The sequence below is a fragment of the Microbacterium sp. Y355 genome, from assembly GCF_059445345.1.
The window spans coordinates 19,893-35,176 of the sequence record NZ_JCAIUD010000002.1 but is presented as its reverse complement, the minus strand read 5'-3'; the positions used below and the strand labels follow the sequence as shown (position 1 = coordinate 35,176).

Below are 15,284 nucleotides of genomic sequence, written 5' to 3'. Positions count from 1 at the left end.
TTGGTGGTCTCGGTTGTGGAGGGACACCTCAACGTGCCTGTCCTGCCAGCGTAGTGGTGGGTACTGAGCGGGGTAAAGGTTACGCGCCTACCGGAGCCAGGCCGACCGAGGTGCGGCTGTAAATCTGGGGCTGTTCGATGGCCTTGACGAGGAAGTCCGCGACCGAGACACGTGGGATCGCCCGGTTCATCGCTGGCGCCCCGGTGAAGGTCTCTACATACTCGACGAACTCGCTCGTGCTGAGCGTCGTCGGGCGCGCGACAGTGACGTCTAAACCTGCGTCTGAGAGCTGACGCAGGGCGCCGCGGTGGTCGGCGAGCGGATGCCGCAGCACCCACTGCACGCCGCGGCCCACGATCCCTGTCAGCTCGTCATCGACACCGAGAGAGCCGCAGTAGGCGATCCTGCTGACACCTGCCTGCTTCATCCCTGCGACGATGTTCGCTGTCATCCGCTCGAGCTCATCAGATTTCTTCAGGCCGGTCGATGACGACAGGCATGAGATCACGGCATCCTGGCCGTCGATGGCCGATGCCACGGCTGCCGCGTCGAACGCGTCTCCCTGGCGCACGGTCACACCTTCGCGGTACCGCAGCTTTTCGGGGGTTCTCACGAACGCCGTCACCTCGTGTCCGGCCTCTGCGGCGCGCCGCACCACGTGCTGGCCCACTCCGCCGGTTGCTCCGAAGACGACGATCTTCATGCGAGGCTCATCGTCTGACGTGCGATCTCGAGCTCTTCATTCGTCGGCACGACGAGCACCTCGACGCTCGAGGCATCGGTGGAGATTCTGCGGATGCCGGATGCGCGCGCCTCATTGCGCGCAGGATCGATCTCGATACCCAGGAACCCCAGGGTTGCCAGTGCCTCGGCGCGCACGCGTGCAGCATTTTCACCGACACCCGCGGTGAACGAGATCACATCCACTCCGCCGAGCTGTGCCATGTAGGCGCCGGCATAGGTGCGCAGTCGATGAATGTAGACATCGAATGCAAGGATTGCGGCATCCTCTCCCGCATCCATGCCGGCGAGGATGTCGCGCATATCGCTGCGACCGGCAAGGCCCGTCAGACCACTCTGCTTGTTCAGCATCGTGTCCAGCTCGCGGCTGTCCATCTGCGCGACCCGGCCGAGGTGCAACACGACTGCAGGGTCGATGTCTCCGGAGCGCGTGCCCATCACCAGGCCCTCGAGGGGAGTCAGCCCCATCGACGTCTCCACCGAGCGACCACCGTCGATGGCGGTGACCGAGGCACCGTTGCCGAGGTGGAACACGATTTGCCGCAACTCTGCCAAAGGCCGCTTCAGGAACAGTGCGGCCTGCTCTGAGACGTACTTGTGGCTCGTGCCGTGGAATCCATAACGGCGGATGCGGTGCCGCTCCGCGAGCTTCCGGTCGATGGCGTAGGTGTAGGCGGCCCGAGGCAGGGTCTGATGGAAGGCGGTGTCGAAGATCGCTACGTGCGGGACGTCGGCGAAGGCTTGCCGACCGGCACGGATTCCCGCGACGGCGCCCGGATTGTGCAGCGGTGCGAGGATCGAGAGATCCTCGATGTTGATCTCGATCAGGTCGTCGATGAGCGTGGGTGCGAAGAACCTCGCCCCGCCATGCACCACGCGATGTCCGACCGCGATGGGCGGGTGCTCCGCAAGCTGCGGGCCGTGTTCAGCGAACTGCTCGAGCATCACGGCCATCGCCTCGTAGTGGTCCGCGACCGGTCGCTCGCTGCGATGCGTGGCACTCAGCATTGCCTGTGTGGGTTCGCCCTCGACCGCGAGATGGCGGACGCTGTGCGAGATCTCGCCGGCTTCCTGTCCGATCCGCTCGATGAGGCCCTCACCGAGCGGCAGCTCACGTTCCATGTCCATGAGGCTGTACTTCAGTGACGAAGAACCACTGTTGATGACGAGGACGACACTCATGAGGATGCTCCCTGTGCTGTACCTGCGCCGCCCTGGGCCTGGATCGCGGTGATGGCGACCGTGTTGACGATGTCATCAACCAGAGCGCCACGGCTGAGGTCATTGATCGGCTTGTTCAGCCCCTGCAGCACCGGGCCGATCGCGACCGCGCCGGCCGAGCGTTGCACAGCCTTGTAGGTGTTGTTGCCGGTGTTGAGGTCGGGGAATATGAACACGGTGGCGCGGCCAGCGACGGCGGAGTCCGGCAGCTTCGCCTTCGCGACCGCGGCATCGGCTGCGGCGTCGTATTGGATCGGGCCTTCCACGGGCAGCTCAGGAGCGCGCTCTCGTACGAGTGCGGTCGCGTCACGGACCTTGTCGACGTCGGCGCCAGTGCCCGACTCCCCCGTTGAGTACGACAGCATCGCGACCCGCGGTTCGATCCCGAACTGCTGCGCGGTCTCGGCAGACGAGATCGCGATGTCAGCGAGCTGGATGCTGGTGGGATCGGGAATCACCGCGCAGTCGCCGTACACGAGCACCCGATCGGCGAGCGCCATGAGGAACACGCTTGAGACGACGTTGACGCCTGGCCGAGTCTTGATGATCTCGAATGAAGGACGAATCGTGTGTGCCGTGGTGTGCGTCGCCCCTGAGACCATGCCGTCAGCGAGGCCGAGGTGAACCATGAGGGTGCCGAAATAGGAGACATCAGTGACGGTGTCTGCGGCCTGCTGAACAGTGACACCCTTGTGCGCGCGCAGTCGCGCATACTCCTCAGCGAAACGCGCGACGTACTCGGGATCGGTCGGGCTGATGATCTGGGCCGCGGAGACATCGATGCCCAGCTCAGTGGCTCGCGCGTGGATAGCGGCTTCGTCGCCGAGGATCGTCAGATCAGCGACATCGCGTGCGATCAGTGTCGCCGCCGCCCGCAGGATTCGATCGTCCTCACCCTCGGGAAGCACTATGCGCTTGCGGTCTGCGCGAGCGCGCTCGATGAGCCCATATTCGAACATCAGTGGCGTGACTACGCGCGATTCGGCAAGCCCGAGCTGGGTGGTGAGCTCGGTGATGTCGACGTGTGTCTGGAATAGTCTGAGCGCCCGGTCGTAGCGATGCCTGGAGTCGGCCGCGAGACGCCCGCGCGCACCCATCACCCGCACGGCAGTGTCGTAGGTGCCGTGATCGGTGGCGATGATCGGCACCGACGAGGCGAGCCCGTCGAGCAGCTGTTCGATCGGTGCCGGCAGCGGGAACGGCCCGTTCAAGATGACCCCGGAGATCGAGGGGAAGGTGCCCGCGGCATCCGCAAGCAGAATCGCGAGCAGCACTTCGGTGCGGTCGGCAGGAATCACCACCACGGCATCCTCAGTGAGGCGCGGCAGCACGTTCACCATCGACATGCCAGCGACGACCACGCTGAGCGCTTCCCTGGTCAGCAGCTCAGGGTCGCCCTTGACTAGACGACCGTCAACCGCAGCGAGGATGCCGCGGATCGATGGTGCCACCAGCGTGCGGTCCTCCGGGATCGCCCACACCGAGGTCTCCTCGGCGCGCGCGGCGCGCACGGCTTCGATGGCCTGCGGCAGCGCATCCGGATCGGAGCGATTCACGATCACGGCGAAGAGCTCGGCGCGCTCCTCCTGCAGCTCGGCGAGCGCGAGCGCCGCGATCTGACCGACTGTCGCTGGCGTACGCGCCGTCGAGGTTCCGAGCTGTTCAGCGTTGGCCTGTTGGTCGCGACCGCCGAGGACGAGAAGCACGGGCGCACCGAGATTCGCCGCAATGCGAGCGTTGTACCCGAGCTCTGCGGGACTGGCGACATCCGTATAGTCACTGCCGACGATGACGACCGCATCGCACTGTGCTTCGACCGCTTTGAAGCGGGAGACGATGGTCGCGAGCGCCTTGTCAGGATCGTCGCGCACATGGTCGTAGGTGACGCCAACGCAGTCGTCGTACTCGAGGTGCACGCCATCGTGCGCGAGCAGCAGCTCGAGCACGTAGTCACGCTCTTCAGACGATCGGGCGATCGGGCGGAAGACACCGACTCTCGGGGTGACTCGCATGAGCGCATCGAGCACGCCCAGTGCGATGGTGGATTTGCCTGAATGTCCCTCGGCCGAGGTGATGTAGATGCTCCGCGCCACGGAGCCAGCTTAGGCCGTGCTTCCTGCACCGCCTCCTATACCGGGCAGACGCCAGACAGTGCGTCGACCACCAGTGCGGCATCGTCCTCGAACTGGGCATAGTGATCGGGTTCGGTGTTGATCTGCACGCGGTGGATCGCCTGGGTCGGCTCCATCTGTTGCCACCCCGCGAGTTTCATCAGCCGCGCGTAGAACAGCGTGGCAGCTGTGGCTGGGTCCATTCGCTCCTGTGCGCTCCCCCACCATTCCTGCTGTTGGAACAGCCCGATGCTGCTGGTGGCGGTGCCATCCGGGTTCGTGATGCCGGACGTCTCCCAATCGCCGTAATCGATGTTGTGCAAACTGCTCTCGCCCATCGCGGCCATCACGCCGAGCATCTGTCCGTCGCGTTCCAGCCCCTGAGCCGTCGCCGTCCGGACGATGATGGCGGCGTTTTCCAACTGCTCGCCCTGCCACCCCGCCACGCCGTCAGCGGGGAAGGCTGCTGTGTCATAGGCGCACACGGCGATTGGATCGTGCGACGTCGCCACCGGCACAAGCACGATCAGGAACGTGGCGAGAGTGAGCGCGCCGAGAGTCAGGATCACCGGCCGCACTGAACGCCGCGTGTTCACCTTTTTCTTTGTTGACGTTTTCTTCTTCGCTGGCTTCTTCGCCGTCGGCTTTTTCGCCGTCGGCTTTTTCGCCGTCGTTGTTCGAGCGCTCACGCCGCGCGGTCTCCGCGTGGCCGCACTCCGGCGAGCGCGGCCACGCCGCCGCCGATCGCTCCGAACAGGTGCGCCTGCCAGGAGATGCCGGCACTCACCCCGACGATGCCGGCGAGCATCGAGCCTCCGTAGAGCACGATGACGATGAGCGCGACGAGGGCGTAGGCGATGCGGTGCGCGACCGGACGCGGCGAGAATACTCGCACGACGACATACGCGAAGTAGCCGAATACGAGCACGGATGCCCCGACGGTGAGCGTGCCGGGAGCATTGAGGAGCCAGGTTCCCGCGCCGCCCACGAGCGCGACCACGAGCGTGACCAGCCAGAACCTGCGCGACCCCTCAACGGCGACCAGGCAGCCCAGCACGAGCAACGGCAGCGTGTTTCCGATCAGATGCGGCCAGCCGGAGTGCAACAGCGGCCCGAGCACGAGCCCAGGCAGACTGGCGAAATCCCACGAACGGAGCCCAAACCCGGTGAACGAACCGGGCAGAATAGCGTCGACGATCTGGATCGCCCACATCAGGGCGACGAGCGCGAGCGGCGAGACGAAGCGCGCGAAAGCGCTGGTTCGCCGCGGGGCGGTGGAATTACTCACACCATGATCCTCGCAGGAGAAGCTGCGTGACATCCCGCTTTCGGGCAAAAGAAATGACCCTCCGCGCACCCAGCAGAGCCCGGTTACCCTTGCTACGTTTCCGTCCTGGGGGAATTGGCCTGGATGCTGCCACGCGGAGAGCCGAGAAACAGTCTACCCGTCGCGCGACGCAGTCACGAACGCGCCCGGATAGTCTCGATGACAACGAAGAAATACAGGAAGCCCATGGATCCACTCGCCGACGTCGCCCCGTTGAAGTCTTGGCACTTCACTGGCACGCTGCGCACCTACCAGGCCGAAGTCCTCGATCAGCTTCCGCCTTCCGCGGGCGAGTCGCTGCACATCGTCGCGCCGCCCGGATCTGGGAAGACGCTGCTGGGCCTGTTGCTCGCCATGAGAGAGGGACGCCGCACTCTCGTACTCGCACCGACGATGACCATTCGTCAACAGTGGCTGCGCGCCGCGCGGGACCTCGCGTCGGACTTCGAATCCGTGTCAGACGATCCCACCCGCCTCGCCGACCTGACTGTCCTTACCTATCAGCTGCTCAGCGTCGCCGGAGACGGTTCACCTTTTGAGGAACTCGCCAGATCACGTTGGGTGGATGAACTCGTCGCCGCTGGCCGTAGCGAGGTGGATGCCTCGACGTGGCTCGCCGAATTGGCGGTGGACAACGCGTCGGCATACCGCGTCGGCGTCCGGCGGCGCGTGCGACGACTGCGAAGCCGGTTCGCCAGACAGCGCCCGGAGGAACTCGCGCGCGTCCTGCATCCGAACGCGGTAAGGGTGATCGATGCGATCGTCGCGGCCGGAATCGAGACGATCGTCCTGGACGAGTGTCATCATCTGCTCGATCACTGGGCGCTGGTGGTCGCTTACCTCGCCGGGCGTATCCGCGAGAACGGCGGCACTCCCCTGCTGATCGGCCTCACCGCCACGTTGCCTTCGCCGGATGACGAGACGGAGTTCGAGAACTACGATCAGCTCCTCGGCGAGGTGGACTACGAGGTCCCGACTCCGGCTGTCGTCAAAGAGGGCCATCTCGCCCCGTACCGCGACCATGTCTGGTTCACCGAGCCCGTTCCCGCTGAGGCTGAGTTCCTCCGCCACCATGAAGGGCGTCTGCACGAGTTGATGACCCAGGTGCTCTCCACCCCGGATGGTCTGTCCTATCTGGAAGAGCAGCTGCAGCCGGTCGGAGACGCGGTTGGTGACGCGGAGCACACCCTCATCCGGCTCGACCGCGCCCTGACCTCGGACTTCGCTCTCACGCGGTCCTGCGCCGTGGTGCTCCGTGAGATCGCGCCGAACCATCCGATCGCGACTGTGCTTCCGCCCGCGTTGTTCGACCGTTGCACCACTGACGATCTCCTCACCGTCCTCGCCCGCTTCGCACTTGCTCGGCTTCTCTCCGATCCTGATGCCCGCGCGCAATGGGAGTACGTACGCCGGTCGCTGGCGGACTTCGGATACCACCTCACGGATCGTGGCATCCGACGCGGACGGAACCCTGTTGAGACGACCCTCGCCTACTCCGCTGCGAAGGATCATGCGGTCGTCGAGATCTTGCGTATGGAACTCTCCAGCGCCGATGCCGAGCATGTGCGGGCGGTCGTCGTGACCGACTTCGTGGTCCACGGAAATCACCGAGGCCTTGCCGGAGACGAAGCGGCCGGAGCACTGCGCACCTTCGATCTGCTTGCTCGCGACGAGATGACCGGCCGCATGCGCCCAGTGCTCATCACGTCGCAGCATCTGCGGGTACGCAGCGAGGATGCCTCGATGATCGCGGCGGCGCTGACTGAACTACTCGACGTCGACGTCGACGTCGAAATCTCCGATGGCTTCGGAGCCGTCCGTGAGCTCAGAGCACCGGGTGTCGGCAGCGGTCGGATCGTCACTGCGGTGTCTGAGTTGATTCGGCGCGGAATCGTTCGACTTCTCGTCGGCACTCGAGGGCTGCTCGGCGAGGGCTGGGACTGTCCCGCGGTGAACACACTCATCGATCTGACCGCTGTGGCGACATCATCCGCCACGCAGCAGCTACGAGGCAGAACACTCCGTCTCGATCCCGACTGGCCCTCCAAGGTGGCGCATAACTGGTCGGTCTCGTGTCTGATCCCCTCACCGGTCGCACTCGACGATGCCGCCGAGCCTCGCAGGCTACGGCGCAAGCACAGCCATCTCTGGGGGCTGAGCAGCGACGACTCCACCCGCATCGTCGCTGGACTCGGACACGCACTCCCGACCGACGCCGCGACCATGCTGGAGCGTGTTCTGAGCAAGGACCCCGGTGCCACTGTCCACGAGATCAATCGGATCACCGCATCCCGGATGCCCACACGAGCACAGACTCACACCGACTGGCGGATCGGGGAGCCCTACGCATCCCGCGAGCGCGAGATCGTGTCGGTGCGCAATCGCAGGACCGATTCGCCGCTGTTTCGCACCACACCGGCGGTCGCCGTCGGAGTGCCGATGCGGTTCACACTCGGCGCCATCGGCATCGGCACCCTCACCGCCGCGCTGAGCGAGACCGGATTCATCACCATCGCCCCGCCTTCGGCGCTGGGCGTGGCCGTTGCGGGTGGTTTGGTCATCGCCGCATCGTCTACCGCGCCAACGTTGATTCGCGCTCTGCGCAGCCGCTCCCACCCGGCCGACATCTATCGAGGTGCAGCCGTCGCGATCGCGCAGGCCCTGCACGAGGCGCAGCGAATCGCGCAATTCGATGAAAAGCTGATCGCCGCTCGCAGCGTCGAGGGCGAATCGAACACGATCCGCATCGAGCTCGGCGGCAGTGAGGCCGACCGTCGGCTGATTGCCGAGGCTGTCGAGGAGCTCTTCTCTCCTGCGCAGAACCCCCGGTTCCTCCTCCGCGTCGATCGCGGCGCCGCACGAGGGTTCGGCTGGTTCGATCGGCTGGCCGATCGACTCTCCCCCGGCAGAACGCTTCTTCCGGTTCCCCGGCTGATCGGCCGCCGACGGGCGGATGCCGAGCGATTCAGCGAACTCTGGAGCCAGATGGTGGGCAGGTGTTCGCTGCACGAGCTGAGTGGCCTCCAGGGCGCCGCGCTCCTCCGCGTCGCCCGGAGCACACAGAGCCACATCGATCCCACCGAACCGCGTGGTCGAGTATGGGGGTGAACCCTCCATACGCGGATCCCGGCCCTTCGTCAGGTTCAGGATCCGGAACGCGACAGCCCCAGTCACCAACGCGTACGATCAAAAGAACACCCAACGCAGGGCGAGAGGCAGTGCATGGACGACACCGGAACGCCGATGACGGCTACGCAGTTCGCGACAGAGACCTCCGCGATCCTTGCGTCCGTCGGCAAAGTCATAGATGGCAAGCCGGATGCCGTACGCGGCGCGGTGGTGTGCCTGCTCGCGCAGGGGCACCTCCTCATCGAGGACGTGCCTGGCGTCGGCAAGACAATGCTCGCCCGCGCACTCGCGGCCAGCGTGGATGCCACTGTCCGCCGCATCCAGTTCACGCCCGACCTATTGCCTGGCGACGTCACCGGCGTCTCGGTGTACAACCCCGTCGACCGCGAGTTCGAGTTCAAGCAGGGCGCAGTCTTCGCCCAGATCGTGATCGCCGACGAGATCAACCGGTCCTCTCCCAAAACGCAGTCCGCGCTCCTGGAGGCCATGGAGGAGGGCCAGGTCACGGTGGACGGGCAGACGCACCCGTTGCCTGACCCATTCCTCGTCGTCGCCACTCAGAACCCGCTCGAGATGGAAGGCACCTACGCGCTCCCTGAGGCACAGCGGGACCGGTTCATGATGCGCATCTCGATGGGATATCCGGACGCCGCGGCCGAAGCCCTCATGCTGCGCCAGCGGGACAGCGTGAACCCTCTCGCCTCGATCACCCCGGTCGCCGATGCCCGCTCGATTACTCGGATGATCGGCTGGGCCCGTGCAGTGCACGTCTCCCCCGCCGTCGAGGAGTACGCAGTCGCGCTGGCACATGCAACGCGTTCCGATCCGAGCCTGCACCTGGGCGCGAGTCCACGGGCGACGCTGCAACTCGTCCGCGCCGCCAAGGTCTGGGCCGCGCTGGATGGCCGCGACTTCGTGATCCCCGACGACCTCACCACACTGCTGGCGCCGGTGTTCGCGCATCGACTGTTGCCCGCACGAGGGGTGCACCGTGCCGGCGCACAACCGATCGAGGCCGCACTGAACCAGATCGTGGATCGGGTTCGCGTTCCGGTTGCGGCCCGAGTCTGACATCCGGCCATGCGTCGGCGTAGACCTCTCACCTATCGCGGCGTAGCCGCGATACTTGCGGGGCTGCTCTGTGTGATCGCGGCGAACCTGCTTGCGGCTCCTATCCTGCTCTACGTCGCGATGTTGCTGTTTCTGCTCGTCGTCTTCGCCGCACTCGTCGTACATGTTCCTCGGCGCAGCGGTCCGGTGACCAGGCGCATCTCCACAGATCTGCTCACCGTCGGCGAAGAGTCCCAGGTTGCGGTGCGCTTCGACTTGCGCGCACTGCGCGTGCCGCACGGCACATGGCGCGACCAATTGCCGCCCTCGGTCTCAGGTGATGCGGAAGGCGAATTCCCCACCGACAACGGCACACACATCCGCTATGCGATCACCGGGGTCAGGCGCGGCGTCTGGCCGGTTGGCCCCCTGCTCTTACGCACGATCGACCCCTTCGGATTTGCCCAGCGGGAGCAGGAGTTCGGTGACACACGCACCGTCACCGTCGTGCCCGAGATCGTTCCACTCGCTCCGCTGAGCAGCAACATCGGCGCGGCCGGAGGCACCGCACACACATCGTCAACGAGGCTCGGCCAGGGCAGCGACAACCTCTCCCCTCGGCATTATGTGTCGGGGGACTCGATGCGCCGCATCCACTGGCGAGCGACCGCCCACCGCGGCGATCTCATGGTGCGCCAGGAGGAAGAGGAGTCCAGCCCAGATGCGCTCGTCATCCTCGATCGCACGGCGCGCCGCTGGGAACGAGTAGGCGTAGACGCTGACCCTGCCTTCGAAGCAGCGGTCTCGGCATGCGCATCTATCGCTCTGCACCTCGTGCAGGAGGGCTACAGCGTCGACGTCCTCGACTCGTCAGGAACCGTGCTCGGCGCCCTCCGCGGGCATGAGGATGACCGTGACTCATTGCTGGTCGCATTGGCAATGGTCTCCCCCCAGGGCGAGGCGCGAGACATCGTCTCGCTCTTCGACGGCGCACCCCCAGGGCCCCTGGTGATGATCACGGGCCGACTCGATGAAGAGGATGCTGTGCTCCTCCGACACGGCGGCGCTGCAGCTCCCATCCTGCTTGCCGCAGAGCCGCTCGCCGGTGCCGCAGATGCTGTCGCAGCACTTGGGTGGTCGTCCGCGCAGCTCACCGACGACGTTGCATCCGCCTGGGAAGATGCATTGCCCGTACGCATGGCATCCGGAGGCGGGCATGTCGCACGTTGAACAGCGCCCTGCCGACCGACGCAGGAACACCGCTGAGCGCCGGGAGCGCACGCTTGCCGTTGCACTGCTCTCCGCCTGCGCAGGATTCGTCGCACTCTGGCCATACACATCGGTGATCGCCCCCGGCGGCTGGTCGCTGATGAGCGTCACCATCATCCTGGTCATCGCCGTGACCGGATTCGTCGTACGACAGTTGCGCGCTGGCAGGGCTGACCGGGTGTGGTCGACGCTGGTCGCCCAACTGCTGGTGGCGATCCTGACGCTTACGGCGATCACGCTGCCACAGGGCGCGTTCTTCGGTGTGATCCCGACCAGCACTACTCTCGCTTCGGTGGGCCGGCTGGCCGCCGAGGCATTCCAGCAGGTGCAGTTCGGTACGGCGCCATTGGAACCGACCCCCGCCTTGGGCGCGATGCTCGGCATCGGGTTCGCCGTTATCGCAATTCTGCTCGATCAGCTCATCTCCCAAAGAATCACCCTGCTGGCCGCGATCCTCGTCGCCACGGTCGGGGCGATGCCAATGATCATCACGCTCGGAGACGCGAACATCCCGTGGTTCGTGGCGCTGTCACTGCTGACACTGTTGCTCTTGCGACACAGCATCCGGCACGATCGAACGTCACCCCGACGCGCGTCGCTCGGCGTCACTGTCTCGCTTGGCGCGGCAGCCGTCGTCGCAGCCCTCGTGATCACCCCCGCGTTGCCGGTCTCCGCAACCTGGGTCGGGCTCGGCACCAGTGTGCAGCTGAACCCGTCCCTTCGTCTGGGGGACGACCTGCGTAGACCCGACCCGTTCAACGTCATGACGCTGGCGACCAGCGCCGAGACAGCACCATATCTGCGCGTCGCGAGCCTGTCGCAATTCGACGGCGAAACGTGGACGCCAGACGAGGCAGATGTGCAGCCGCTCCGCGACGGCTTCGGCGAGCCCGACTGGGCAGAGGGCATCGAAACGCTTGAGAAACGCACGTCGATTCGTGTCACCGGCATCTCCAGTCCGATGCTGCCGGTGCCCTTTCCCGCCACGAAGATCATCGGGCTTGGCTCTGGCTGGACAGTGATGCCAGAAAATCGCACCGTCCTGTCCGAGACTCGGGATGCCGCGGGCCAGGACTACACCGTCACCACTCAGACCGCGCAGCCAACCAGGGAGCAGATTCAGGCGGCCAGCGCTTCCGCCGCTGGTCCTGCCGAGTCGAACGAATCCCTAGAAGCTCTCCCGCCCGCAATTGCGGAGACCGCGCTCACGGTGACAGCGGATGCCGCGACCGACTACGACAAGCTCTTCGCGATGCAGGGCTGGTTCCGCTCGCAGTTCAGCTACTCACTGGACGCACCAGTCGATGGCGGCTTCGACGGCACCGGCGCGGAAGCAGTCGCGGAGTTCCTCGAAGTGCGCTCGGGCTACTGCATCCATTTCGCCGGAGCCTTTGCACTGATGGCGCAGTCGCTCGACATGCAGGTGCGAGTCGTGGTCGGCTATCTTCCCGGCCGGCTGACGGATGAGAAGCGCGGCGATGAGTCCATCTTCGCCGTCAGCAGCGAGCAGCTGCACGCCTGGCCCGAAGTGCATTTCGAGGACATCGGCTGGGTGCCTTTTGAGCCGACGGCGTCGCTGGGAGTGCCCACGAGCTTCCAGGCCGCCGCCACCGAGGGTGGCTCGGCCGCTGGCCCCAGCGCCCCCGCTCCCAGTGCCGCACCATCGGCGGAAGCGACAAGCGGTCCGGAGATCGATCGGAACCAGGGCGGCTCATCGACTGCTGACGGTCAAGCACTGCAACGCCTGGACCCCACTCCGGTGATGCTGATCACCGGCGGTGTGCTGCTTGCACTGTTGATGCCTGCGCTGGTCCGACTCGTGATTCGTCTGCGACGACACGTCCGCGCCCGTCACGGCGACGCGATGAGCGCGTGGCAGGAGCTGCGCGACACGCTGATCGACCTGCGCCTGCCGGTGTCGGAGGCAGACAGTCCACGAGTTCGCGGCGCCGCATTGGTGGAGCGCGGGGCGGATGCCACCGCAGTGCAGGTGCTGGTTAGCGCTGTGGAGAGTGCCAGCTACGCGCGGACTGTGGGCGATGCCGGGGACCTGTCTCCCGCCCTCGCACGCGTCACCGCAGACCTGCGCCGCAGTGTCGATCTGCGCGTCCGCGTCGCCGCGGTGCTGGTGCCGCGAGCACTGTTCGTCGCGCGCGAGTCACGCAGCTCTGTGATGTCCTAACGGCTCAGCTGACCGCGACGTGTTTCTCGCACGGCACGGACTGGCAGCTCTCGCAAACGACGAACTGCCCACGACATGAGGCATCAGGGCAGTTCGCGGTGCGCTTGGTGTTTGCGCCGCATCCGACGCAGGTGCCGATCGCCGCAGAGTGGTCGCTGAAGTCGACAGAACCGCGCTTGTCGAAGACGTAGAGCGACCCCTCCCACAGTCCGTCATCGCCGAACTTCTCGCCGTAGCGAACGATGCCGCCATCGAGCTGGTACACCTCACCGAAGCCGCGTGCGGTCATCAGGCTCGAGAGCACTTCGCAGCGGATGCCGCCGGTGCAGTATGTGACGACAGGCTTGCCCTTCAGGTCGTCGTAGGCACCGGAGTCGAGCAGCTCTACGAAGTCACGGGTGGTTGCCACGTCGGGCACTACCGCATTCTTGAATCGCCCGATCTCGGCTTCCAGCGCGTTGCGTCCGTCGAAGAAGACGACGTCGTCGCGTGAGTTCACCAACGCGTGCAGCTCATCCGGACTCAGCCGCGTGCCGCCGCCCACGACGCCACCCTCATCGACCTGCAGCTCGCCTGGGGCTCCGAACGAGACGATCTCATCTCGCACTTTGACGCTGAGCTTGGGGAAGTCAAGGCTGTGGCCATCGGCATCCAGACCCGTTCCTTCGCTCCATTTGATATCGGCGTTCTTGAAGGCCGGGTAGGAGCGGAAGGAGCGTGACCACTTCTTGAGCGCCGGCAGGTCACCGCCGAGAGTGCCGTTGACGCCATCCTTCGAGATGATCAGACGCCCGCGCAGGCCGAGAGCCTCGCCGAAGTCGCGCTGCCACAGCCGAATCGCCTCCGGATCCGCTAGCGGAGTAAAGGCGTAGAAGAGGACGATCTTGGGAGTTGCCACCCTGCGATTTTACGCGGCTCAGCGCCGACGCGGTTCAGTGCACGGTACCGGTCGCGCAGCCATCAGCCTCGCCGGTCGTGCCGGTGATCGCCGGCGGGAGCACGGCAGTCTCGTCGACAGGCTCCTCCGTGGTGGGAGCCGTGGCAACCGGATCTGGGGTCTCCACGACGGTTCCGTCGTCATCTCCGGCCAACACGAGCGGTTCATTTGCCGCCAACGCATCGAACAGTTGCGTGGCCGCGTCCGTGATCGGCACGAGCCGATTCGGATTTTCCGGTGCGTCCGCGACGGGGTACTGAACGAACACATAGTCGCTGAGCGGAATGTCCTTGAGCGCCAGTCCCATCTGCACGAGAGTCACGGGGTTCGTGAGGCTGGTGCTGGGATCGATGGCAGACAGGATCGTCCGCGCGAGTGTCAGCAGCATCGACGGGTTCGAAAGCACCTGTTCGCTGGTGATCTTCTTCACGAGGCTCGACATGTAGAGCTGCTGGTTGCCGATGCGGTCGAGGTCGCTGCCATTCTCGGTGGAGTGTCGCGCGCGCAGGAATGCAAGCGCCTGCGCACCCTCGAGGGAATGGGTGCCGGCGGGGAGGTCGATGGTGGAGTCGTCGTCCTTCATCGCTGTCGCAAGGCACACGTCGACGCCGCCGATGGCGTTCGTGACGTCGATCACGCCGCCCCAGTTGATGGATGCTGCGTATTGGACGTCGACGCCGGTGAGTTCTTTGATCGTCGATGCCGCACAGTCCAGCCCGCCGATACCGAAGGCCGAGTTGATCATCTGCCGGTACTGCGGCGACGTCTCATTGCCGTTCGCATCGGTACATGAAGGGATATCGACGAGCAGGTCACGCGGGAAGCTGATCACGGTGACGCGGCGCGGTGGTGCCGAGATGTTCACGAGCATCAGCACGTCGCTGCGCACGCCGTCTTCGGGATCGGCGCAGCGGTCGCCGAACATTTCGGCGTACTCGGGTTCGCAGATGTCAGTGCCGGCGACGAGGATGTTCGCGCCGGTGGTGAGCTCAGCGAAGGCGGGCGGCGCTTCGCCGCTGAGTTCGACAGCGTCCGCGGTGTAGGTGGAACTCAGGTCGACGAACAGCCATGCGCTGATGCCAAGCGCTGCGACCAACACCGTTGCCACACCGATCCCGAGCAGCTTGATCAGCTGGCTGCCGCGCGACGGAGTGCCCTGCTGACCGTGCCGAGCAATGGTCGCCCGCGTCGAGTTTCGCCCCATCGGCACAGCATAACTGCGGATGCTGGCGAACTGCCCGCGTGCGGCGGCCGCCCACGAACTGGGCATGGCACGGCGAGCACAAAGGATCGGATAGACTGTTCAGGTTGTTCCCT

Annotated in this window: 10 protein-coding genes, 1 other RNA gene and 1 pseudogene; 4 read left to right on the top strand and 8 right to left on the bottom strand. The window is 65.5% G+C overall.

Annotation, left to right across the window (positions count from 1 at the left end; genetic code table 11):
- Nucleotides 1-79: 79 nt before the first annotated feature.
- The 6 genes from AC1C2O_RS17175 to ffs form a co-directional block, all read right to left on the bottom strand.
- The gene (locus tag AC1C2O_RS17175) at nucleotides 80-703 is read right to left on the bottom strand and encodes an SDR family oxidoreductase (RefSeq protein ID WP_495431791.1); all 624 of its coding nucleotides are present in this window, start codon (nucleotides 701-703) and stop codon (nucleotides 80-82) included.
- Nucleotides 700-1,923: an acetate/propionate family kinase gene (locus AC1C2O_RS17170; RefSeq protein WP_495431790.1), complete on the bottom strand. Its 1,224-nt coding sequence runs from the start codon at nucleotides 1,921-1,923 to the stop codon at nucleotides 700-702. The genes AC1C2O_RS17175 and AC1C2O_RS17170 overlap by 4 nt, the downstream gene beginning before the upstream one ends.
- Nucleotides 1,920-4,055 carry a phosphate acetyltransferase gene (pta, locus tag AC1C2O_RS17165; protein WP_495431789.1) on the bottom strand — a complete coding sequence of 712 codons (2,136 nt, stop codon included), beginning with the start codon at nucleotides 4,053-4,055 and terminating at the stop codon, nucleotides 1,920-1,922. Before pta ends, AC1C2O_RS17170 begins: the two co-directional genes overlap by 4 nt.
- Before the next feature lie 35 nt (nucleotides 4,056-4,090).
- Nucleotides 4,091-4,762, bottom strand: coding sequence for a hypothetical protein (locus AC1C2O_RS17160; RefSeq protein ID WP_495431788.1), 672 nt, complete (start codon nucleotides 4,760-4,762; stop codon nucleotides 4,091-4,093).
- On the bottom strand, nucleotides 4,759-5,361 hold the full coding sequence (locus AC1C2O_RS17155) for a rhomboid family intramembrane serine protease (RefSeq protein ID WP_495431787.1): 603 nt from the start codon (nucleotides 5,359-5,361) through the stop codon (nucleotides 4,759-4,761). The genes AC1C2O_RS17160 and AC1C2O_RS17155 overlap by 4 nt, the downstream gene beginning before the upstream one ends.
- A gap of 49 nt (nucleotides 5,362-5,410) precedes the next feature.
- Nucleotides 5,411-5,507, bottom strand: an RNA gene (ffs, locus tag AC1C2O_RS17150) — signal recognition particle sRNA small type.
- A gap of 79 nt (nucleotides 5,508-5,586) precedes the next feature.
- On the opposite strand from ffs, the gene AC1C2O_RS17145 reads away from it, so the two are divergent.
- The 4 genes and pseudogenes from AC1C2O_RS17145 to AC1C2O_RS17130 all read left to right on the top strand — a co-directional run bounded on the left by AC1C2O_RS17145 (nucleotide 5,587) and on the right by AC1C2O_RS17130 (nucleotide 13,030).
- Entirely contained in the window at nucleotides 5,587-8,508 is a 2,922-nt protein-coding gene (locus tag AC1C2O_RS17145; RefSeq protein WP_495431786.1) for a DEAD/DEAH box helicase, read from the top strand.
- A gap of 114 nt (nucleotides 8,509-8,622) precedes the next feature.
- Complete coding sequence (locus tag AC1C2O_RS17140; RefSeq protein WP_495431785.1) at nucleotides 8,623-9,600, top strand: AAA family ATPase; 978 nt, start codon at nucleotides 8,623-8,625, stop codon at nucleotides 9,598-9,600.
- Nucleotides 9,601-9,609: 9 nt separating this feature from the next.
- Nucleotides 9,610-10,539: pseudogene (locus AC1C2O_RS17135) on the top strand (DUF58 domain-containing protein); the annotation flags it as partial.
- Between the two features lie 256 nt (nucleotides 10,540-10,795).
- Nucleotides 10,796-13,030 (top strand): transglutaminase TgpA family protein, encoded by a 2,235-nt coding sequence (locus tag AC1C2O_RS17130; RefSeq protein ID WP_495431784.1) that lies wholly within the window; start codon nucleotides 10,796-10,798, stop codon nucleotides 13,028-13,030.
- A 4-nt stretch (nucleotides 13,031-13,034) separates the two neighbouring features.
- Here AC1C2O_RS17130 and trhO read toward each other — a convergent pair whose 3' ends face one another.
- Together trhO and AC1C2O_RS17120 are read right to left on the bottom strand one after the other, a co-directional pair.
- Complete coding sequence (gene trhO, locus AC1C2O_RS17125; protein ID WP_495431783.1) at nucleotides 13,035-13,928, bottom strand: oxygen-dependent tRNA uridine(34) hydroxylase TrhO; 894 nt, start codon at nucleotides 13,926-13,928, stop codon at nucleotides 13,035-13,037.
- Nucleotides 13,929-13,962: 34 nt separating this feature from the next.
- Nucleotides 13,963-15,171 carry an LCP family protein gene (locus AC1C2O_RS17120; RefSeq protein WP_495431782.1) on the bottom strand — a complete coding sequence of 403 codons (1,209 nt, stop codon included), beginning with the start codon at nucleotides 15,169-15,171 and terminating at the stop codon, nucleotides 13,963-13,965.
- Between the last annotated feature and the right edge of the window lie 113 nt (nucleotides 15,172-15,284).